Annotated in this window: 19 protein-coding genes; 13 read left to right on the plus strand and 6 right to left on the minus strand. The window is 68.2% G+C overall.

Annotated elements, in window-relative coordinates; genetic code table 11:
- The first annotated feature begins 32 nt into the window (after nt 1–32).
- The 8 genes from K7C20_RS33750 (at nt 33) to K7C20_RS33785 (ending at nt 6967) form a co-directional block, all read left to right on the plus strand.
- On the plus strand, nt 33–389 hold the full coding sequence (locus K7C20_RS33750; protein ID WP_030083852.1) for a DUF4333 domain-containing protein: 357 nt from the start codon (nt 33–35) through the stop codon (nt 387–389).
- A 434-nt stretch (nt 390–823) separates the two neighbouring features.
- A complete protein-coding gene (locus K7C20_RS33755) occupies nt 824–2062 on the plus strand; it encodes an ATP-binding protein (RefSeq protein WP_053209821.1) in 1239 nt (412 codons plus the stop codon).
- Nucleotides 2059–2472, plus strand: a complete 414-nt coding sequence (locus tag K7C20_RS33760; RefSeq protein ID WP_053209822.1) for a roadblock/LC7 domain-containing protein — start codon at nt 2059–2061, stop codon at nt 2470–2472. Before K7C20_RS33755 ends, K7C20_RS33760 begins: the two co-directional genes overlap by 4 nt.
- Nucleotides 2469–2849: a DUF742 domain-containing protein gene (locus tag K7C20_RS33765; RefSeq protein WP_030083860.1), complete on the plus strand. Its 381-nt coding sequence runs from the start codon at nt 2469–2471 to the stop codon at nt 2847–2849. Before K7C20_RS33760 ends, K7C20_RS33765 begins: the two co-directional genes overlap by 4 nt.
- A complete protein-coding gene (locus K7C20_RS33770) occupies nt 2824–3414 on the plus strand; it encodes a GTP-binding protein (RefSeq protein ID WP_030083862.1) in 591 nt (196 codons plus the stop codon). Before K7C20_RS33765 ends, K7C20_RS33770 begins: the two co-directional genes overlap by 26 nt.
- A gap of 10 nt (nt 3415–3424) precedes the next feature.
- The gene (locus K7C20_RS33775; protein WP_030083864.1) at nt 3425–4795 is read left to right on the plus strand and encodes a cytochrome P450; all 1371 of its coding nucleotides are present in this window, start codon (nt 3425–3427) and stop codon (nt 4793–4795) included.
- 102 nt (nt 4796–4897) lie between these two features.
- Nucleotides 4898–6151 (plus strand): cytochrome P450, encoded by a 1254-nt coding sequence (locus K7C20_RS33780; protein ID WP_030083866.1) that lies wholly within the window; start codon nt 4898–4900, stop codon nt 6149–6151.
- A 54-nt stretch (nt 6152–6205) separates the two neighbouring features.
- Nucleotides 6206–6967, plus strand: coding sequence for an enoyl-CoA hydratase/isomerase family protein (locus tag K7C20_RS33785; protein ID WP_030083868.1), 762 nt, complete (start codon nt 6206–6208; stop codon nt 6965–6967).
- A 76-nt stretch (nt 6968–7043) separates the two neighbouring features.
- Here K7C20_RS33785 and K7C20_RS33790 read toward each other — a convergent pair whose 3' ends face one another.
- The gene (locus K7C20_RS33790; protein WP_030083870.1) at nt 7044–7583 is read right to left on the minus strand and encodes a gamma carbonic anhydrase family protein; all 540 of its coding nucleotides are present in this window, start codon (nt 7581–7583) and stop codon (nt 7044–7046) included.
- A 142-nt stretch (nt 7584–7725) separates the two neighbouring features.
- On the opposite strand from K7C20_RS33790, the gene K7C20_RS33795 reads away from it, so the two are divergent.
- Nucleotides 7726–8490 carry an acyltransferase gene (locus tag K7C20_RS33795; protein ID WP_030083872.1) on the plus strand — a complete coding sequence of 255 codons (765 nt, stop codon included), beginning with the start codon at nt 7726–7728 and terminating at the stop codon, nt 8488–8490.
- 46 nt (nt 8491–8536) lie between these two features.
- On the opposite strand, the gene K7C20_RS33800 is transcribed toward K7C20_RS33795, so the two are convergent.
- Nucleotides 8537–9406, minus strand: coding sequence for a DMT family transporter (locus tag K7C20_RS33800; RefSeq protein ID WP_030083874.1), 870 nt, complete (start codon nt 9404–9406; stop codon nt 8537–8539).
- Nucleotides 9407–9512: 106 nt separating this feature from the next.
- Here K7C20_RS33800 and K7C20_RS33805 point away from each other — a divergent pair, with 106 nt between their 5' ends.
- The 4 genes from K7C20_RS33805 to K7C20_RS33820 all read left to right on the plus strand — a co-directional run bounded on the left by K7C20_RS33805 (nt 9513) and on the right by K7C20_RS33820 (nt 11648).
- Nucleotides 9513–10085, plus strand: a complete 573-nt coding sequence (locus K7C20_RS33805) for a helix-turn-helix domain-containing protein (RefSeq protein ID WP_030083876.1) — start codon at nt 9513–9515, stop codon at nt 10083–10085.
- Nucleotides 10086–10127: 42 nt separating this feature from the next.
- A complete protein-coding gene (locus tag K7C20_RS33810) occupies nt 10128–10685 on the plus strand; it encodes a YbaK/EbsC family protein (protein WP_053209823.1) in 558 nt (185 codons plus the stop codon).
- Between the two features lie 172 nt (nt 10686–10857).
- Nucleotides 10858–11148, plus strand: a complete 291-nt coding sequence (locus K7C20_RS33815; RefSeq protein ID WP_030083879.1) for a muconolactone Delta-isomerase family protein — start codon at nt 10858–10860, stop codon at nt 11146–11148.
- A 128-nt stretch (nt 11149–11276) separates the two neighbouring features.
- Nucleotides 11277–11648 carry a YybH family protein gene (locus K7C20_RS33820; RefSeq protein WP_030083881.1) on the plus strand — a complete coding sequence of 124 codons (372 nt, stop codon included), beginning with the start codon at nt 11277–11279 and terminating at the stop codon, nt 11646–11648.
- A gap of 6 nt (nt 11649–11654) precedes the next feature.
- Here the strand turns inward: K7C20_RS33820 and K7C20_RS33825 are convergent.
- From K7C20_RS33825 to K7C20_RS33840, 4 genes are all read right to left on the minus strand, one after another.
- Nucleotides 11655–12475 (minus strand): IS5 family transposase gene (locus tag K7C20_RS33825; RefSeq protein WP_209443987.1). Its coding sequence is split into 2 segments (ribosomal slippage): nt 11655–12112 and nt 12112–12475, totalling 822 coding nucleotides; the frame shifts between segments, so codons are not numbered across the junction.
- A 133-nt stretch (nt 12476–12608) separates the two neighbouring features.
- Complete coding sequence (locus K7C20_RS33830; protein WP_030089209.1) at nt 12609–13073, minus strand: DUF2267 domain-containing protein; 465 nt, start codon at nt 13071–13073, stop codon at nt 12609–12611.
- A gap of 71 nt (nt 13074–13144) precedes the next feature.
- Nucleotides 13145–13540, minus strand: a complete 396-nt coding sequence (locus K7C20_RS33835) for a DUF2267 domain-containing protein (protein WP_030089212.1) — start codon at nt 13538–13540, stop codon at nt 13145–13147.
- Between the two features lie 94 nt (nt 13541–13634).
- Nucleotides 13635–14069, minus strand: a complete 435-nt coding sequence (locus K7C20_RS33840; RefSeq protein ID WP_030089214.1) for an Hsp20/alpha crystallin family protein — start codon at nt 14067–14069, stop codon at nt 13635–13637.
- Nucleotides 14070–14076: the final 7 nt, after the last annotated feature.

Consider the following 14076-nt stretch of genomic DNA (forward strand, 5'->3'; position numbering starts at 1 on the left):
GGTGATGATGTCGGCCCGCTGGAGGGAGAACCGTGCGAAATCTGCGAGTCGTCGGTCTGGCGCTGGCGGGCACGGCTCTGCTGGCAGGGAGCATCACGGCGGGCAACCAGTGGCTGGGGGAGCGGGACGCGACCAGTGAGGTGGACGGGACGACCGACACCGTCCCGCGCGACGAGGTCGCCCGCTCGATCTCGGGCCATCTGTCGCTTCCGGTGATTCCCCGGGGGCCGCGCTCGGTCGACTGCGCCAAGGACCTGCGCGCGGTCAAGGGGGCGTGGACCCACTGCACGGCGCACTACTTGCGCGGGACCGACCGCGACATGACCGTACGCGTCGTCCGGGTCCGCGGCGGCGAGATCACTTATGTCCACGACACCCCGCATCGCTGAACTGCGCTGACCGGCCCCCGGTTTCGGTGTGGGCCACGTCACACGCGTATGCCCTGACGGTTCGTCAGGAGCTGGCCGGGACTCTTGCTCCGAGGTCCGGCAATGCGCCCAATGGCCCCGAAGCAGGCCTTTGTTGAATCTGCTTCAGATGTGCCGGGTGTTCAGATCGCCGTTGGACGACGGGTGTTGCTGTGATGCTAAGATCATCGCACTTGCCAACGGGGTAGTCACCTGATATGGCAGGAAAGAAATTCCGCGCATTGGCCTAAGAAAACCGCCACCCCGGGGAGAACTATGCCATTAGCCGGCCCTTTGATGGCTTTCTGGCAGGCGACTGTGCGTGGCCGTTCATGTATCTCTGGGAGCGCGATTGATTCCGCACGTCGCGGCCAGACATACGACACCTGGTGGCTCCGTCGTCCGAAGAGAGTCCTATGACGCAATACTTCCAGGATCCAGCGTTCTGGGGTTTGATCGCTGGTACCCCTGTCGCCGCAACCGCGATTATTCGCGGCAGAAAAAAGATCACGGAGCTTCGACAAGAAAAGACTGAGCTCAAGCAGCACTACGCCAATCTTGAAGATCACTACACGGAGGCGGTGGAAGAGGCCAAGGACCGGGCCGAAGAGGCCACCAAGACCACGCTGAAGTCCGCCATGCGGACGCTTCAGGGCCTGGCGAGCGAGCAGCAGCTGGCGATTTCCAAGCTCCAGGAGACCTATGGCGAGCACAAGATCCTTCAGGATCTGCTCGACATCGACCACATGAACTCGCAGTTTGCGCGGCGTGCCCAGTCCATCGCCGTCCTGTGTGACGGCTGGCTCGGCCGGCGGCGGCACAATGCCTCGCTCTACGATGTGGTCCGCAGTGCCAAGGGCCGCATTCGCCATTTCACGCGCGTCGAGATCCGGTCGCAGAGTAATTTCGCCATCGTGAGCCGTGCCGTTGAACCGGTTGCGCTCGTGCTCGCCGAACTGCTGGACAACGCCACCAGCTATTCGGCGCCGGAAACGATGATCGAGATCAATATCCGGCCGGTGCCCAAGGGTGTGTGCATCGTTGTCGACGATGCCGGTGTCGGTATGAACGAGGAGGAGAAGGCGCGGGCCGCTCAGCTGCTGTCGAGCGAGAATACAGCCAGCGTTTCCAGCCTCGGTAATCCGCCGCAGTTCGGATTCACCGTCATCGGTGTGCTCGCCGCCCGCTACGGGTTCAGCGTTTCGGTGGATTCCACCTCTCCTTACGGCGGCGTGCGCGCGGTCGTCCTGCTCCCCGACGATCTGCTGACGTCCCTGCACGAGCCCGAGGAGAGTCCTGCCGTGGCCGCCTCCGCCCCGTTGCCGCCCGAGAACCCTCCTGGTCATCCGGCCTCCGGAGGCCCGGCTCCGGCCCCCGCCGCCCCTGGGTACCCGGCCGGCGGCCACCCGGCTGCCAGTGCTCCGCCCCTGGGGCAGCCGGCTCCCGCTCACCCGGTTCCCGAGACGACGGCCGGCGGTCTGCCGAAGCGCCGCCGCCGCGGTGCGATATCCATCGTGCCGACCGAGAACGAAAGCACCGAAACCCCGGCCCGCGACAGCGCAAGGGCCGCGTCCGTCATGGGCGCATTCCAGCGCGGCACGCAATCCGGCCGCCGTTCCACCGATGCAAGCAATGAAGGGCATGAGGTTCAGTGAACTACGATCTGTCGTGGATGCTTGACAGTGCTCTGGAATTGCCCGAAGCGCAGCACGCCATTCTCGTCTCCGCCGACGGCCTCCTCATGGCCCGCTCGAAGGAAGTCGGCCGGGACCATGCCGACACCGTTGCCGCCGCGATGAGCGGAATGCAGTCGCTCAGCCGTACGGTCGCCGACTTCTGCCACGGCGGTGCGCCCGCCAGCCGGCCGCAATGGCGGCAGACGCTGGTCGAATTCGACCATGGCTGGGTCTTTCTCATCTCCGCCGGCGAAGGGGCGTATCTCGCGGTTTCGGCGTCGCCCGATGTCGACATGGCAGAGATCACGTTCCGCATGCAACAGCTTGTCGGCCAGCTCGGTAAGGCGTTGACAAGCCCGCCTCGTGAGAGGGCTGATATCCAGCCATGACGACAGATGACGAGCCGGAGCTGGAACACGAAGCAGCGGAATTAGTGCGGCCGTACGTCATCACCAACGGCCGGGATCTTCTTGACGACAGCGACTTCTCACTGATCACTCTGGTGACCATGCATACGGAGCCGCCCCGGACGAATCCCCTCGATCCGGAGAAGCTCCGCCTCCTGGAGCTGTGTTCGGGAGGTTTCCTCTCGATCGCCGAGATAGCCGGGCACACCCGGCTGCCGGTGGGCGTCGTCAAGATTCTGGTGTTCGATCTCGCGCGGGAGGGCTATCTCTACTCCCGCGCACCCATACCTAGCGCTCAGCTTGTCGACCGGCAGATTCTTGAGGAGGTGCTGAATGGGCTCCAGGCTCGCTTTGGATGACGGCGTGTACCTGCGCAATTCAGTGCAGACCGCGGCGAAGATCCTCGTGGTCGGGCATTTCGCCGTGGGCAAGACCACATTCATCGGGACCATGTCCGAGATTCCTCCGCTGCGGACCGAAGAAGTAATGACCCAGGCGGGCGCAGGAATTGACGACCCGAAAGGCGCGCCCCACAAGACCACGACCACGGTCGCCATGGACTTCGGCCGGCTCACGCTCAGCGAGAGGCTGGTCCTCTATCTGTTCGGAACGCCCGGACAGCAGCGGTTCGTTCAGGTGTGGGAAGACATGACGCGGGGGGCGCTCGGTGCGCTGGTCCTGGTCGACCCACAGCGTCTCGACGAGTCCTTCCCTGTCATGGACCTGGTGGAACACTACGGAATCCCGTACGCCATCGCCGTGAACCGGTTCGACGGGACTCCCTCGCATTCGCTCGATGAGATACGGGAGGCGCTGGACCTGCTTCCTGAGACGCCCGTCGTCAACTGTGACGCACGGGATCAGCGTTCCTCGGCGGATTCCCTGATCGCCCTCGTCCGATATCTACAGTCCCGCGTCAACTAGGAGCTCAGGCATGCAATCTCACTCGGAATTCCAGACTCCGCCACCCGGCTGCCCCGCGCACGCCGGTGGCGAAAGGGCGCCCCTGCACGGGCCGGAATTCGCCGCCGCGCCGGACGTTTTCTACGGCATGCTGCGGCAGCACGGACCGAGCGCGCCCGTCGAGCTGGCTCCCGGTGTGGAGGCCGAACTCGTCACGGACTACGCCACCGCGCTCCATGTCCTCCAGAATCCGGACACCTTCGCGCGGGATTCGCGCCGCTGGCGCGCGCTGAACGAGGGGCGCGTGCCGCTGGACAGCCCGGTGCTGCCGATGATGATGTACCGGCCGAATTGCATGTTCTCCGACGGCGCCGAGCACCTGAGGCTGCGCCAGGCGGTGACGGAGAGCTTCGCGCGTCTGGACATGCACCGGGTGAGCAGGCATGTCGACCGCGTCGCCACGTACCTCGTCGACCAGTTCAGCGTCCGCGGCAAAGCCGACCTGATCAGCGACTACGCGCAGCTGCTGCCGCTGCTGGTCTTCAACGATCTCTTCGGCTGCCCGGCGGAGATAGGCGACCGGCTGATCAGCGCCATCTCCAACCTGTTCGACGGTGTCGATGTGGAGCGGGCCAACAAGGTCATGGCGGGTTCCCTGTTCGAGCTGGTCACCCTGAAGCGCAGCACGCCGGGCGACGACATCACTTCCTGGCTGATGCAGCACCAGTCGCGGCTGACCGACGAGGAGATGGTCCACCAGCTCGCTCTGCTCATCGGGGCGGGCACCGAGCCGGTACAGAACATCATCGCCAACGCGCTGCGGCTGCTGCTGTCCGACGAGCAGTTCGCCGGCGGCCCGCAGGGCGGCGGCGACCTCCTGGTCGAGGACGCCATCAACGAGGTGCTGTGGAACAGCCCGCCGATCGCCAACTACGCCACCCACTACCCGGTGCACGATGTGGAACTCGCCGGGAACAAGCTGGCAGCCGGGACCCCGGTGCTCATCAGCTTCGCGGCGGCCAACGCGGACCCGAGCCTGTCCGCGAGCCGGCAGACGTTCAGCAAGCGGGCCCATCTGGCCTGGGGCGCCGGGCCGCACGCCTGCCCGGCGAAGGACCCGGCGCTGCTGATCTCCATACGGGCGATCGAGAAGCTGCTGAACGCGCTCCCCGACATCGAGTTGGGCGTTCCCGCGGAGACGCTGACCTGGCGGCCCGGCCCCTTCCACCGTGCGCTCAACGCGCTGCCCGCCCGCTTCACTCCGGTACGCAGCACGAGGCGGGGTTCCGTGCCCGCCTCGACGGGCGGCCCCGACGGGGGAGACACCCGGGCCCGGGAACACCAGGGCAAGCCTCAGAAAGGCAGTTGGTGGAGCGGGTTCCTCAGCTGGTGGCGAGTGTGACCTTTACTACAGCTTGAATGTTCGTTGTTCGCATGAACGTTCAGTAGCAGGGGTATGCAGGGCTGGCCACTATCGAGTGATCTTCTGAAAGAAGGTATCGCCTTGCAGCCCGCTCTGGCCGCAGCCCCCGTCGACCGGCGCAGTGTGGTTTCGCTTTTTTCCCGTCTGCGCACGGCCGACGGCCAGTCGAATCCGTTGCCGCTGTACGCGAAACTCAGGGCGATGGGGGATATTGTCCCGGCGCCATGGGGCGGCCATTTGGTGATCTCTTTCGGCCTGTGTCACCAGCTTTTGCGAAGTAGATCCTGGCGGGTCCCCGACCGTGGTTGGCGGGCCCGCCAGGTCGATGCGGCCCGCTGGAGCGCCAGCGCGTCACGCCAGATGGGCGGCACCATGCCCATGCTCAACCCGCCGCACCACACCCGTGTGCGGCGGCTGGTGGGCAACGTTTTCGACCGCAACTCCCTGGCCGGGATGAGGGTGTCGGTCGAGCAGACGACAAACCGACTGCTCGACCGGTTCGAAGAGGAACTCACGCAGGGACCGGCCGATTTCTGTGCACTGGTCAGCGAAGAACTTCCGGTGATTACCATCGGCGAATGGCTACAGATCCCGCCGGCCGACTACGCGCTTTTGCGCTCGCTCACCCACGACCAGGTGTATACCCAGGAACTGTTTCCGACTCCGAGCCAGCTCTCGCTCTCCGACGAGTCGACCCGCCAATTGCATGAATATTTTACTTCTTTGGTGAACGAGCGCAGGAGAAATCCGGGGGATGACCCGGTCTCGTCGTGGCTCAGCGCCTGGGACAAGCAGGAACCCGACCGGGAAGCCGCCGACGAGGACGTCTACTTCCTCACGCTGTTCATGGTCCTGGCGGCGCTGGAGACCACGGCACATGTCCTCTCCAGCATGGTCCGGCTGCTCCTGGAGCACCCCCGCCAGCTGAACTGGCTGCGCGTCCACCCCGAGCAGATACCGGACGCGATCGAGGAGGTGCTCCGCCACGACCCCCCGATCCACATGATCAGCCGGGTGGCCCCCGAGGACACCGATCTCGCCGGGGTGACCGTCCGCAAGAACGAGATGGTGCAGATCATGGTCGGCGCCGCCCATCACGACCCGGACCACTTTGCCGCCCCCGAAGTCTTCGACATCAGCCGCCGCGCCTCCCACCTCAGCTTCGGCGGGGGAATCCACTACTGCCTGGGCAACGCGCTGGCCCGTCTGGAGGCGGAGTGCCTGCTCACCGCGCTGCTCGAGCGTCTGCCCGGACTACGGATCAGCGCTCCTCCCCTCTGGGAGCCACGCGTGGCCTTCCGCCGCCTGATCACGCTTCCGGTCGTCCGTGTCTGACACACCCGGCGCACCGGTCTCCCGCACAGCGGAACAACGAAACAAGGAACGGCCATGATGCACGACTTCAAGTCCCTCCTCGTGACACACGAGGGGCCCGTCCTCACCGTGCAGTTGAACTGCCCCGAGACGGGCAACGCCATCTCCGGGGAGATCCTCGACGAGCTGCTCGCCGTACTGGGAGCCCTGGACGACGAGGCCGGTATCAGGGTCCTGGTCCTCTCCGGCGCGGGCGAGGACTTCTGTCTGGGCGGGGACCGGGCGGAGTTCCCCGCCCTGCTCGCCGAGGACCCCAGCGGAGTGGGGCTGCGGGCCCTCGGCAACAAGGCGCGACGGGTGTGTGACGCCCTTGCGAGCACCGACGCGGTGACCATCGCGCGGCTGCACGGCGGGGTGGTCGGGGCCGGAGTGGGGCTCGCGGTCTTCTGCGATCTGCGGGTCGGCGCGGACACCTGCCGCTTCCGGCTGCCGGAGCTGGGACTGGGGGTGCCGCCCGCCTGGGGCGGGATCATGCCGCGGCTGCTGCACGAGGCGGGCGCGGCGAGGATCCGTGAGTTGATATTGACCGCGGACAACTTCGACGCCGCCACCGCGCAGGAGCTGTCCATCCTCCACAAGGTCGTCCCCGAGGATCAGCTCGACAGCGCCGTCACGCGGTGGATCAAGCCGCTGGTCCGCCGCTCCCCCTCGGCCCTGCGGACCGCGAAGCTGATGCTGAACGCGTACGCCAACGCCAACCGCCTCGCGGACGCCACCCTGTTCGACGCCGAGCTGCTGTCCTCCGCGCTGACCGTCGCTGCCTCCGCCCGGCGCTGACGCCGGTCGCGGTGCGGGCCCTTCCACGGTCCGCACCGCGGCGGGCGGCCGGGCTCCGCTCGGCCGCGTGTCCGGCTCACTCCTCGGAGGCCGTGAATGCTTCCCGGTGCTGTGCCGCCAGTTCCACGTACATCGTGGCGTTGACGGTGAGGAGTTCGCGCTCCTCACCGGTCAGCTCCCGCTTGACCTTCGCCGGTACCCCGGCGACCAGTGAGCCGGGCGGAATCCGCATGCCCTGCGGGACCAGCGCCTGCGCGGCGATCAGCGAGCCGGCGCCGATGTGCGCCCCGTTCAACACCGTGGCACCCATGCCGATCAGGACATCGTCCTCGACGGTGCAGCCGTGCAGGACCGCGTTGTGCCCGACCGAGACCCGCGCGCCGACGGTCACCGGGAAGCCGGGATCCACATGCACCGTGCAGTTGTCCTGGATGTTGCTGTCCGGGCCGAGCACGATGGGGCCGCAGTCGGCCCGCAGCACCGCGTGGTACCAGACGCTGGCGCCCGCGGCCATGGTGACCTCGCCGAGTACGACGGACGTCGGGGCGGTGAATGCCTCCTGATCGACCTTCGGCTCCTTGCCGCCCACCGGTGAAACCAACGCCCGTCCCGCCATCTCTGGATCTCCTTGCCGTTGTGCGCCGCGCCAACAGCACCGTAGACGACGGCCGCCGCGCCGGGCAGGGACGGCCGCCGGTGGGGCGAAGATCACAGCCCGGCGCGGGGCCCGCTGTCCGCAGGCTGAGTACGGTGTGCGAGTGCCGATAAACCAGAACGTGTTCTCATCCGTCGCGGCCTGGCGGCGCCGGGCGGTGTCGCGCGCGGTCCACCGTGGCGCTCGCTGGGTGAGAGAAGTCGCGGCCGTCACGGCCGAACGCCCGGGCCCCTACCGCTTCCGGCGGATCGGTACCGGCACCCGGCTCGCCTTTCCGCAGGGCACGCTCTTCGGCGACCCGTGGATCGAGCTCGGCGACTACTGCATCATCGCCCAGGACGTGACGCTCACGGCCGGCATGATGCCGGACCTCGATCTCGGCCCGGACCCCATCCTCACCCTGGGAAACGGTGTGGTGCTCGGCCGCGGCAGCCATGTGATCGCGGATGTCCGGCTGACGATCGGCGACGACTGCTTCTTCGGCCCCGGTGTCTACGTCACCACCACCAACCACAGCTACGACGACCCCGACGTGCCGGTCGGCAAGCAGTGGCCGCGCACCGACCCGGTGGCCATCGGCGCCGGCAGCTGGATCGGTACCGGGGCGGTGATCCTGCCCGGGGCGCGGCTGGGGCGGAATGTCGTGGTCGCCGCCGGGGCCGTGGTCCGCGGTGAGGTCCCCGATCACGCGGTGGTCGCCGGTGCGCCCGCCAAGGTCGTCCGCAGCTGGGATCCCCAGCAGGGCTGGCAGCCGCCGCTGCGCACGCCGGCGCCGGTGCCGATCCCCGAGGGTGTCACCTCTGACCAGCTGGTCGCGCTGCGCGCCTGGCAGGCGGAGGAAGCCAAGGAGGCGTACGAAGCGTCCTGAGGCGCCGTCAGGCAGAACGGGGCCGCCGTTGTCGGCCCCGTCCGTGTCAGCTTCCCGAGGCGAGCAGCACCGAGCCGACCAGTGCGAGGGAGGCGCCGGCCGTCTGGATCGCCCGCAGCCGCTCCTTGAGGACGCCGAGTGCGGCGAGCGAGGTGACGACGGGATAGAGGGAGGCGAGCACCGCCGCCATGGTGACCGGCCCGTTCTGGGCGGCCAGGGCGTAGGTGCCGTTGGCCGCGACATCGGCGATCCCGACGAAACCGAGCGCGGGCAGCTCACCCCGCAGGGCCGGGAGCCCGCCCTCGGGCAGCGCCGGGGTGCCGCGCCGTACCGACGCGTACAGGGCGGCGCCGCCGACGGCGACGTTGCACACCCGCTGTACGAACAGGGCGAGGAAGAGCCCGGTCAGGGTCGTCGACGCCTCCGAGATCAGCGCCATCACCGCGCCGAACCCGAGCGCCGAGACCAGCGTCAGCACGATGGTCTGGCGGGCCACGGACGCCCCGCTGACCCGTGGGCCACCGGCCAGCAGGACACCGATCACGGCCACGACCATGCCGGAGGCCTGGAGCAGCCCCGGCCGCTCGCCCGCCACGATCCCGACGCCGAGCGGTACGAGGACGGTGCCGACCGAGGCGAGCGGGGAGACCACGCCCATCGGGCCGAGCGCCAGGGCGCGGTAGAAGCAGAGCATGGCGGCGGGCCCCACGACGCCCGCCCCGACGGCGAACCACAGCTGCGGTCCGGCCTCCCGCCAGCCGCCGGTGGCCAGCACGATGGCGCCCAGCACCACGGCGGCCAGGGTCTGCGAGACGACCACCACGGTCAGCGCCTGCAGGCGTCGGGTGAGCAGTCCACCGCCGAAGTCGGCGAGCCCCCACAGAAGGCTGGTGGCCAGGGCGAAGACCGCTGTCATGGTGAAACCTCGCAGTACAGTGAACCGGACGCTGAAGTACACCACACCGTAGTGCAGTGAACTGCATCGCGGCATCCAATATATTGCCCTCCGACTTGGACGGACCGTGACGGACCTCGACCAGCTCACGCAGTCGCTCGCCCGCAACCTCAAGCACTGGCGCGCCGAGCGCGGCTTCACCCTCGATGCACTGGCGGCCCGTGCCGGGGTCAGCCGCGGGATGATCATCCAGATCGAGCAGGCCCGGACGAATCCGAGCGTGGGAACCACCGTCAAGATCGCCGACGCGCTCGGCGTCAGCATCACCACGCTCCTCGACTACGAACAGGGCGCGCAGGTGCGCATCGTGGAGCCGAGCGAGGCGGTCCGCCTGTGGTCCACCGAGGCCGGCAGCTTCACCACGCTCCTTGTCGGCGCCGAGGCACCCGGGCCGTACGAACTGTGGGACTGGCGCCTGATGCCCGGCGACAGCAGCGCCTCGGATCCGCATCCGTCCGGCACCGTGGAACTGCTCCATGTCCGGGCCGGCACGCTGACGCTGGTCGTGGACGGTGAGGAGCACACGGTGGCCGCCGGCGCCTCGGCGACCTTCGAGGCCAAGGTCGCGCACGGCTACCGCAACGACGGTGCGGAACCTGTCGAGATGACCATGTCGGTGATCATCCCGCCCGCCCGCTGAGACGGTCCGCCACCGCCCCGGCAGGGCTGTTAGCTTGGCGCCATGCGTGTGCCGATGGATGCTTTCGACGATGTCCGCCCCGCTGCCGAGTGCCTGGATCTGCTGGTCGAGCCGGTGGCCACCGCGATCCGCGCCTGGAGTGGATCCGTGCCGGTCGGCGAACTGCGCTACGTCGAGACGGACCCGGCCATCGCGGACACCGCACTGCTCGTCGAGCACCACGGTGCCTGGCTCCTGGAACAGTCGGCGAACTGTGTGGTGGTGGCCGGCAAGCGCGGCGGCGAAACCACCCTGGCCGCCTGTGTCGTGCTCTCCCACACCCGCGTCGACGTGAACGGCGTGGTGCGGCGTCAACTGGGCGCCCGCAAGGCGTCGTTCGCGCCGATGGACAAGGCGGTCGGCGACAGCGGGATGGAGTACGGCGGGATCACCCCGATCGGCCTGCCCGTCGGCTGGCCGCTGCTGGTGGACGCCGCCGTCGCCGACATCCCCTACGCCCTGATCGGCAGCGGCAGCCGCCGCGGCAAGCTCATCGTTCCCGGCAAGGCACTGGCCGAACTGCCCGGCGCCACGGTCCTGGACGGGCTGGGCATCGCCTAGGGGAGCCACTCCCTGGGGGCTGTCTCCCCCCAGGCCGTTTCGTCCGGGTCATCATCCGGCGCGCCGCGCCCGTACGTGATCACCGATGAGCGGCGGCCGCGTCTAGGGTTTGCGTCATCGGGCACGACATGACACGACATGGCGTGACGTGACGTGACGAGAAGGGCCGCGCATGGAGTTCCTGGTCGACATGGTGACCACCGTTCCGGAGGGCACGTCGGAGGAGTCCGTGGAGGAGCTCCGGGCCCGGGAAGCGGCGCGGGCGCGGGAACTGGCCGCGCAGGGAAGCCTGGCGCGGCTGTGGCGTCCGCCGCATGCCCCGGGTGAATGGCGCACCTGGGGGCTTTTCCGTGCGGACGGCGCGGAGCAGTTGGAGCAGATGCTCGCGTCGATGCCGCTGCGGGTGTGGCGGCACGACACGGTGACGCCGCTGTCCCCGCACCCGAATGACCCAGGCTTTTAGGTGCCGCCTACCCCCGGCCGTCCGGATCGGCCGGGGCCGGAGTGCGCCGCCGCGATCGAACACGGCGGCGCCCGGGGGCCGTTACCCGGACACCGACCGGATCTCGTTCCACCCGACAGGAGGCCCCGATGAACAGCACGAAGGACGACGAATCCATCCTGCGCGGCGTTCTCGACCGGTGGCAGGCGGCCGTCGACGCACACGAACCCCAGCGGGTCGCCTCGTACTTCACCGAAGACACGATCTTCCAGGGGCTGCACCCCTACAGCGTCGGACGACGGGGCGTCGCCGACTACTACGCTTCCCAGCCGCTCGGCATGACGGCCGCGTACCGGATTCTCGAAACCAGGCGGCTCGCCGACGACCTCGTGCTCGGTTACCTGAGCGTCGACTTCTCGTTCACCGACCGGCCTGCGCTCGCCGTTCATCTCGCCGTGCTGGTAAGGCACATGGAGGGCGGCTGGTACATCAGCCACTACCAGGTTTCCCACCTGGACTAAGAGGAGCTAACAGAATGCTTGGACGCGTCGGTAGGTGATCACGCAGCAGGCCAGTTTGAGGAAGGCTTCGTGGACGTCGTCGCGGATCTCCCAACGGATCCGCAGTCGACGGAAGCCATGGCTCCAGGCATTCGTGCGCTCAACGACCCAGCGGACGGTGCCGAGCCCGGAACCATGCGGTATGCCGCGTCGTGCGATGACCGGCTTGATTCCACGTTTCCACAGCAGGCGGCGGTACTTGTCGAAGTCGTAGCCGCGGTCGGCGAACAGCTTCCGCGGCCGGTGACGAGGTCTGCCGGTGCGTCCCTTGATGTGGGGTATCGCGTCGAGCAGGGGCAGCAGCTGGGTGACATCGTGCCGGTTGCCGCCGGTGAGCGTGATGGCCAGCGGGGTGCCATGGGCATCAGTGATCACGTGGTGCTTCGAGCCCGGTCTGGCACGGTCGACCGGGCTCGGGCCGGTTTTGGGCCGCCGCGACGTGCCTGCCGGTGCGAGCCGTCGATCACCGCCCGCGACCAGTCCAGCTTCCCCGCCTGGTGCAGCTCGGTCAGCAACACCTGGTGGAGTCGGTCCCACACCCCGGCCTCGTTCCAGTCCCGCAGTCGGCGCCAGCACGTCATACCTGAACCGAAGCCGAGCTCCTGCGGCAGCCACTCCCATTGGATACCGGTATGCAGCACGAACAGAATCCCCTGCAGACAACGCCGGTCGTCCAACGGCAAACGACCAGCGTTGCGGGACCTGCGCTCACGCACCGGCAACAGAGGCTCGAACCGCCCCCACAAGTCATCCGTTACCACCCACGGCGGATGCTTCCCCTTCCCCATGACCTACCCAACGAGCCACCACAGACAGAGGCATGGCCACACAGAGGCTTTCTGTTAGCTCCTCTAAGGCCGGCCCGCTGTCGGCCGGAAGGGCGTACTTACGGGAGACGGGCGTCTCACGGGGAGGGGGTACTCACCGGCAGGGCGCGCTCAGCGGCTGTCTTCCGGCGGTCTGAGTGAGTTCGGCGCGGCCGAACAGAAGCGCGTACCCGGGGGGCAGCTGGGCGAGGACACGGGTGAGGAGGCCGGGCCCGGCGAGCTGGGCGACGCTGGTGAGGACGGCGCCGGCATCCCAGCGTGCGGTGGCCGGTGTGCCACCGGTGCGGGTGGCGAGGTCCTTGACGAAGCCCCAGCCGGTCAACTGCTCGGTGCCGGGGATCTGGGCGGTGAAAAGCAAGGCGGCCTCGACGGGCAACCGGGCTGCCAGGTCGACGCGTTCCTCGCCGGTGAGCTGGCGGCCCAGTGCGGCCAGCACGGCGCCCACGACTTCTTCGGCCCGCTCGCGGGTGGGGTACGCACCGTCGTACCGGACCCGTTCCAGCAACTGGTCAAAGGTCATGCCCGGTGCTGGACGGACCGCTTCAGGCTGCAGGGACATGGGGGAACGTCGCCTTTCTCCTCAAGGGAATCGTGTTGTCGTGTGCTGGGCGCCTTGCCCGTGTTCGGGGCTCACATGGGCTGGGGGTGGCCGAAGAGGAGGTCGTAGCCCGGTGGGAGCTGGAGCAGGATGCGCTGCATGAGCTCTTCGCCCGCCGCGTCCGCGGCGACGCTGAGCACGGCGCCGATGTCCCACTGGGCGGTCTCCTTGGTGGCTCCCTCGATCCAGGCCGCGGTCGCCTGCACGAACCGCTCGGCGGAGAGCGGTTCATCGGCCTGTAGCGGGTTGAGAAGGATCAGGGCGTAGGTTTCCGGCAGCCGGGCGGCGAGCTCGGCTCGTTCGTGTCCCACCAGGTGGGCGCCGAGCAGAGCCAGGACGACTCGGGTCGCCCGGTCCGCCTCCTGTGGGGTGCCGTATTCGCCGCGTTCCTGGACGTGGGTCAGGAACGCCTCCCACCGCAGGGTCATCGCGGATGCCCCCTTCGGAGCGTGCGCGGAGGACGGGGCCAGGAGGGAGGGGAGATCTGCCCTGTCCTCCGCCGCTGATACGGGTGTGATCGGCTCAGCCGCTGATCTGCTTCTGCGTGGAGTCCCGGCCGATGGCGATCTTGCGGGGCTTGGCGCGCTCGGCGATCGGGATGCGCAGGGTCAGGACGCCTGCGTCGTAATCGGCCTTGATGTGCTCGGTGTCGAGGGTGTCGGCCAGCATGAGCTGGCGCGAGAAGACGCCCAGGGGGCGCTCGGAGAGCTCCATCTGCACGGTGTCGCCCTTGGTGACCGGCCGGCGTTCGGCCTTGACGGTCAGCATGTTCCGTTCGACGTCGATATCGATCGCGTCCGTGGAGACGCCGGGCAGGTCGAGAGCGATGACGTATTCGTCGCCCTCGCGATAGGCGTCCATCGGCATCGGGGACGGCCGGGACCACGTGCCGGACGTGCCCATGAGCTGCTGGGTGAGCCGATCGAGCTCGCGGAACGGGTCGGTGCGCATCAACATCGCGAAA

Source organism: Streptomyces decoyicus, assembly GCF_019880305.1.
Lineage (GTDB): Bacteria > Actinomycetota > Actinomycetes > Streptomycetales > Streptomycetaceae > Streptomyces > Streptomyces decoyicus.

Excerpts from the sequence above, each read along its gene's own strand:
- K7C20_RS33800 (WP_030083874.1), bottom strand. The coding sequence starts at position 9,406 with ATGACAGCGGTCTTCGCCCTGGCCACCAGCCTTCTGTGGGGGCTCGCC.
- K7C20_RS33820 (WP_030083881.1), top strand. The coding sequence starts at position 11,277 with ATGAACAGCACGAAGGACGACGAATCCATCCTGCGCGGCGTTCTCGAC.
- K7C20_RS33810 (WP_053209823.1), top strand. The coding sequence starts at position 10,128 with ATGCGTGTGCCGATGGATGCTTTCGACGATGTCCGCCCCGCTGCCGAG.
- K7C20_RS33785 (WP_030083868.1), top strand. The coding sequence starts at position 6,206 with ATGATGCACGACTTCAAGTCCCTCCTCGTGACACACGAGGGGCCCGTC.
- K7C20_RS33770 (WP_030083862.1), top strand. The coding sequence starts at position 2,824 with ATGGGCTCCAGGCTCGCTTTGGATGACGGCGTGTACCTGCGCAATTCA.
- K7C20_RS33755 (WP_053209821.1), top strand. The coding sequence starts at position 824 with ATGACGCAATACTTCCAGGATCCAGCGTTCTGGGGTTTGATCGCTGGT.
- K7C20_RS33835 (WP_030089212.1), bottom strand. The coding sequence starts at position 13,540 with ATGACCCTGCGGTGGGAGGCGTTCCTGACCCACGTCCAGGAACGCGGC.
- K7C20_RS33790 (WP_030083870.1), bottom strand. The coding sequence starts at position 7,583 with ATGGCGGGACGGGCGTTGGTTTCACCGGTGGGCGGCAAGGAGCCGAAG.
- K7C20_RS33830 (WP_030089209.1), bottom strand. The coding sequence starts at position 13,073 with ATGTCCCTGCAGCCTGAAGCGGTCCGTCCAGCACCGGGCATGACCTTT.
- K7C20_RS33775 (WP_030083864.1), top strand. The coding sequence starts at position 3,425 with ATGCAATCTCACTCGGAATTCCAGACTCCGCCACCCGGCTGCCCCGCG.
- K7C20_RS33815 (WP_030083879.1), top strand. The coding sequence starts at position 10,858 with ATGGAGTTCCTGGTCGACATGGTGACCACCGTTCCGGAGGGCACGTCG.
- K7C20_RS33765 (WP_030083860.1), top strand. The coding sequence starts at position 2,469 with ATGACGACAGATGACGAGCCGGAGCTGGAACACGAAGCAGCGGAATTA.
- K7C20_RS33840 (WP_030089214.1), bottom strand. The coding sequence starts at position 14,069 with ATGTTGATGCGCACCGACCCGTTCCGCGAGCTCGATCGGCTCACCCAG.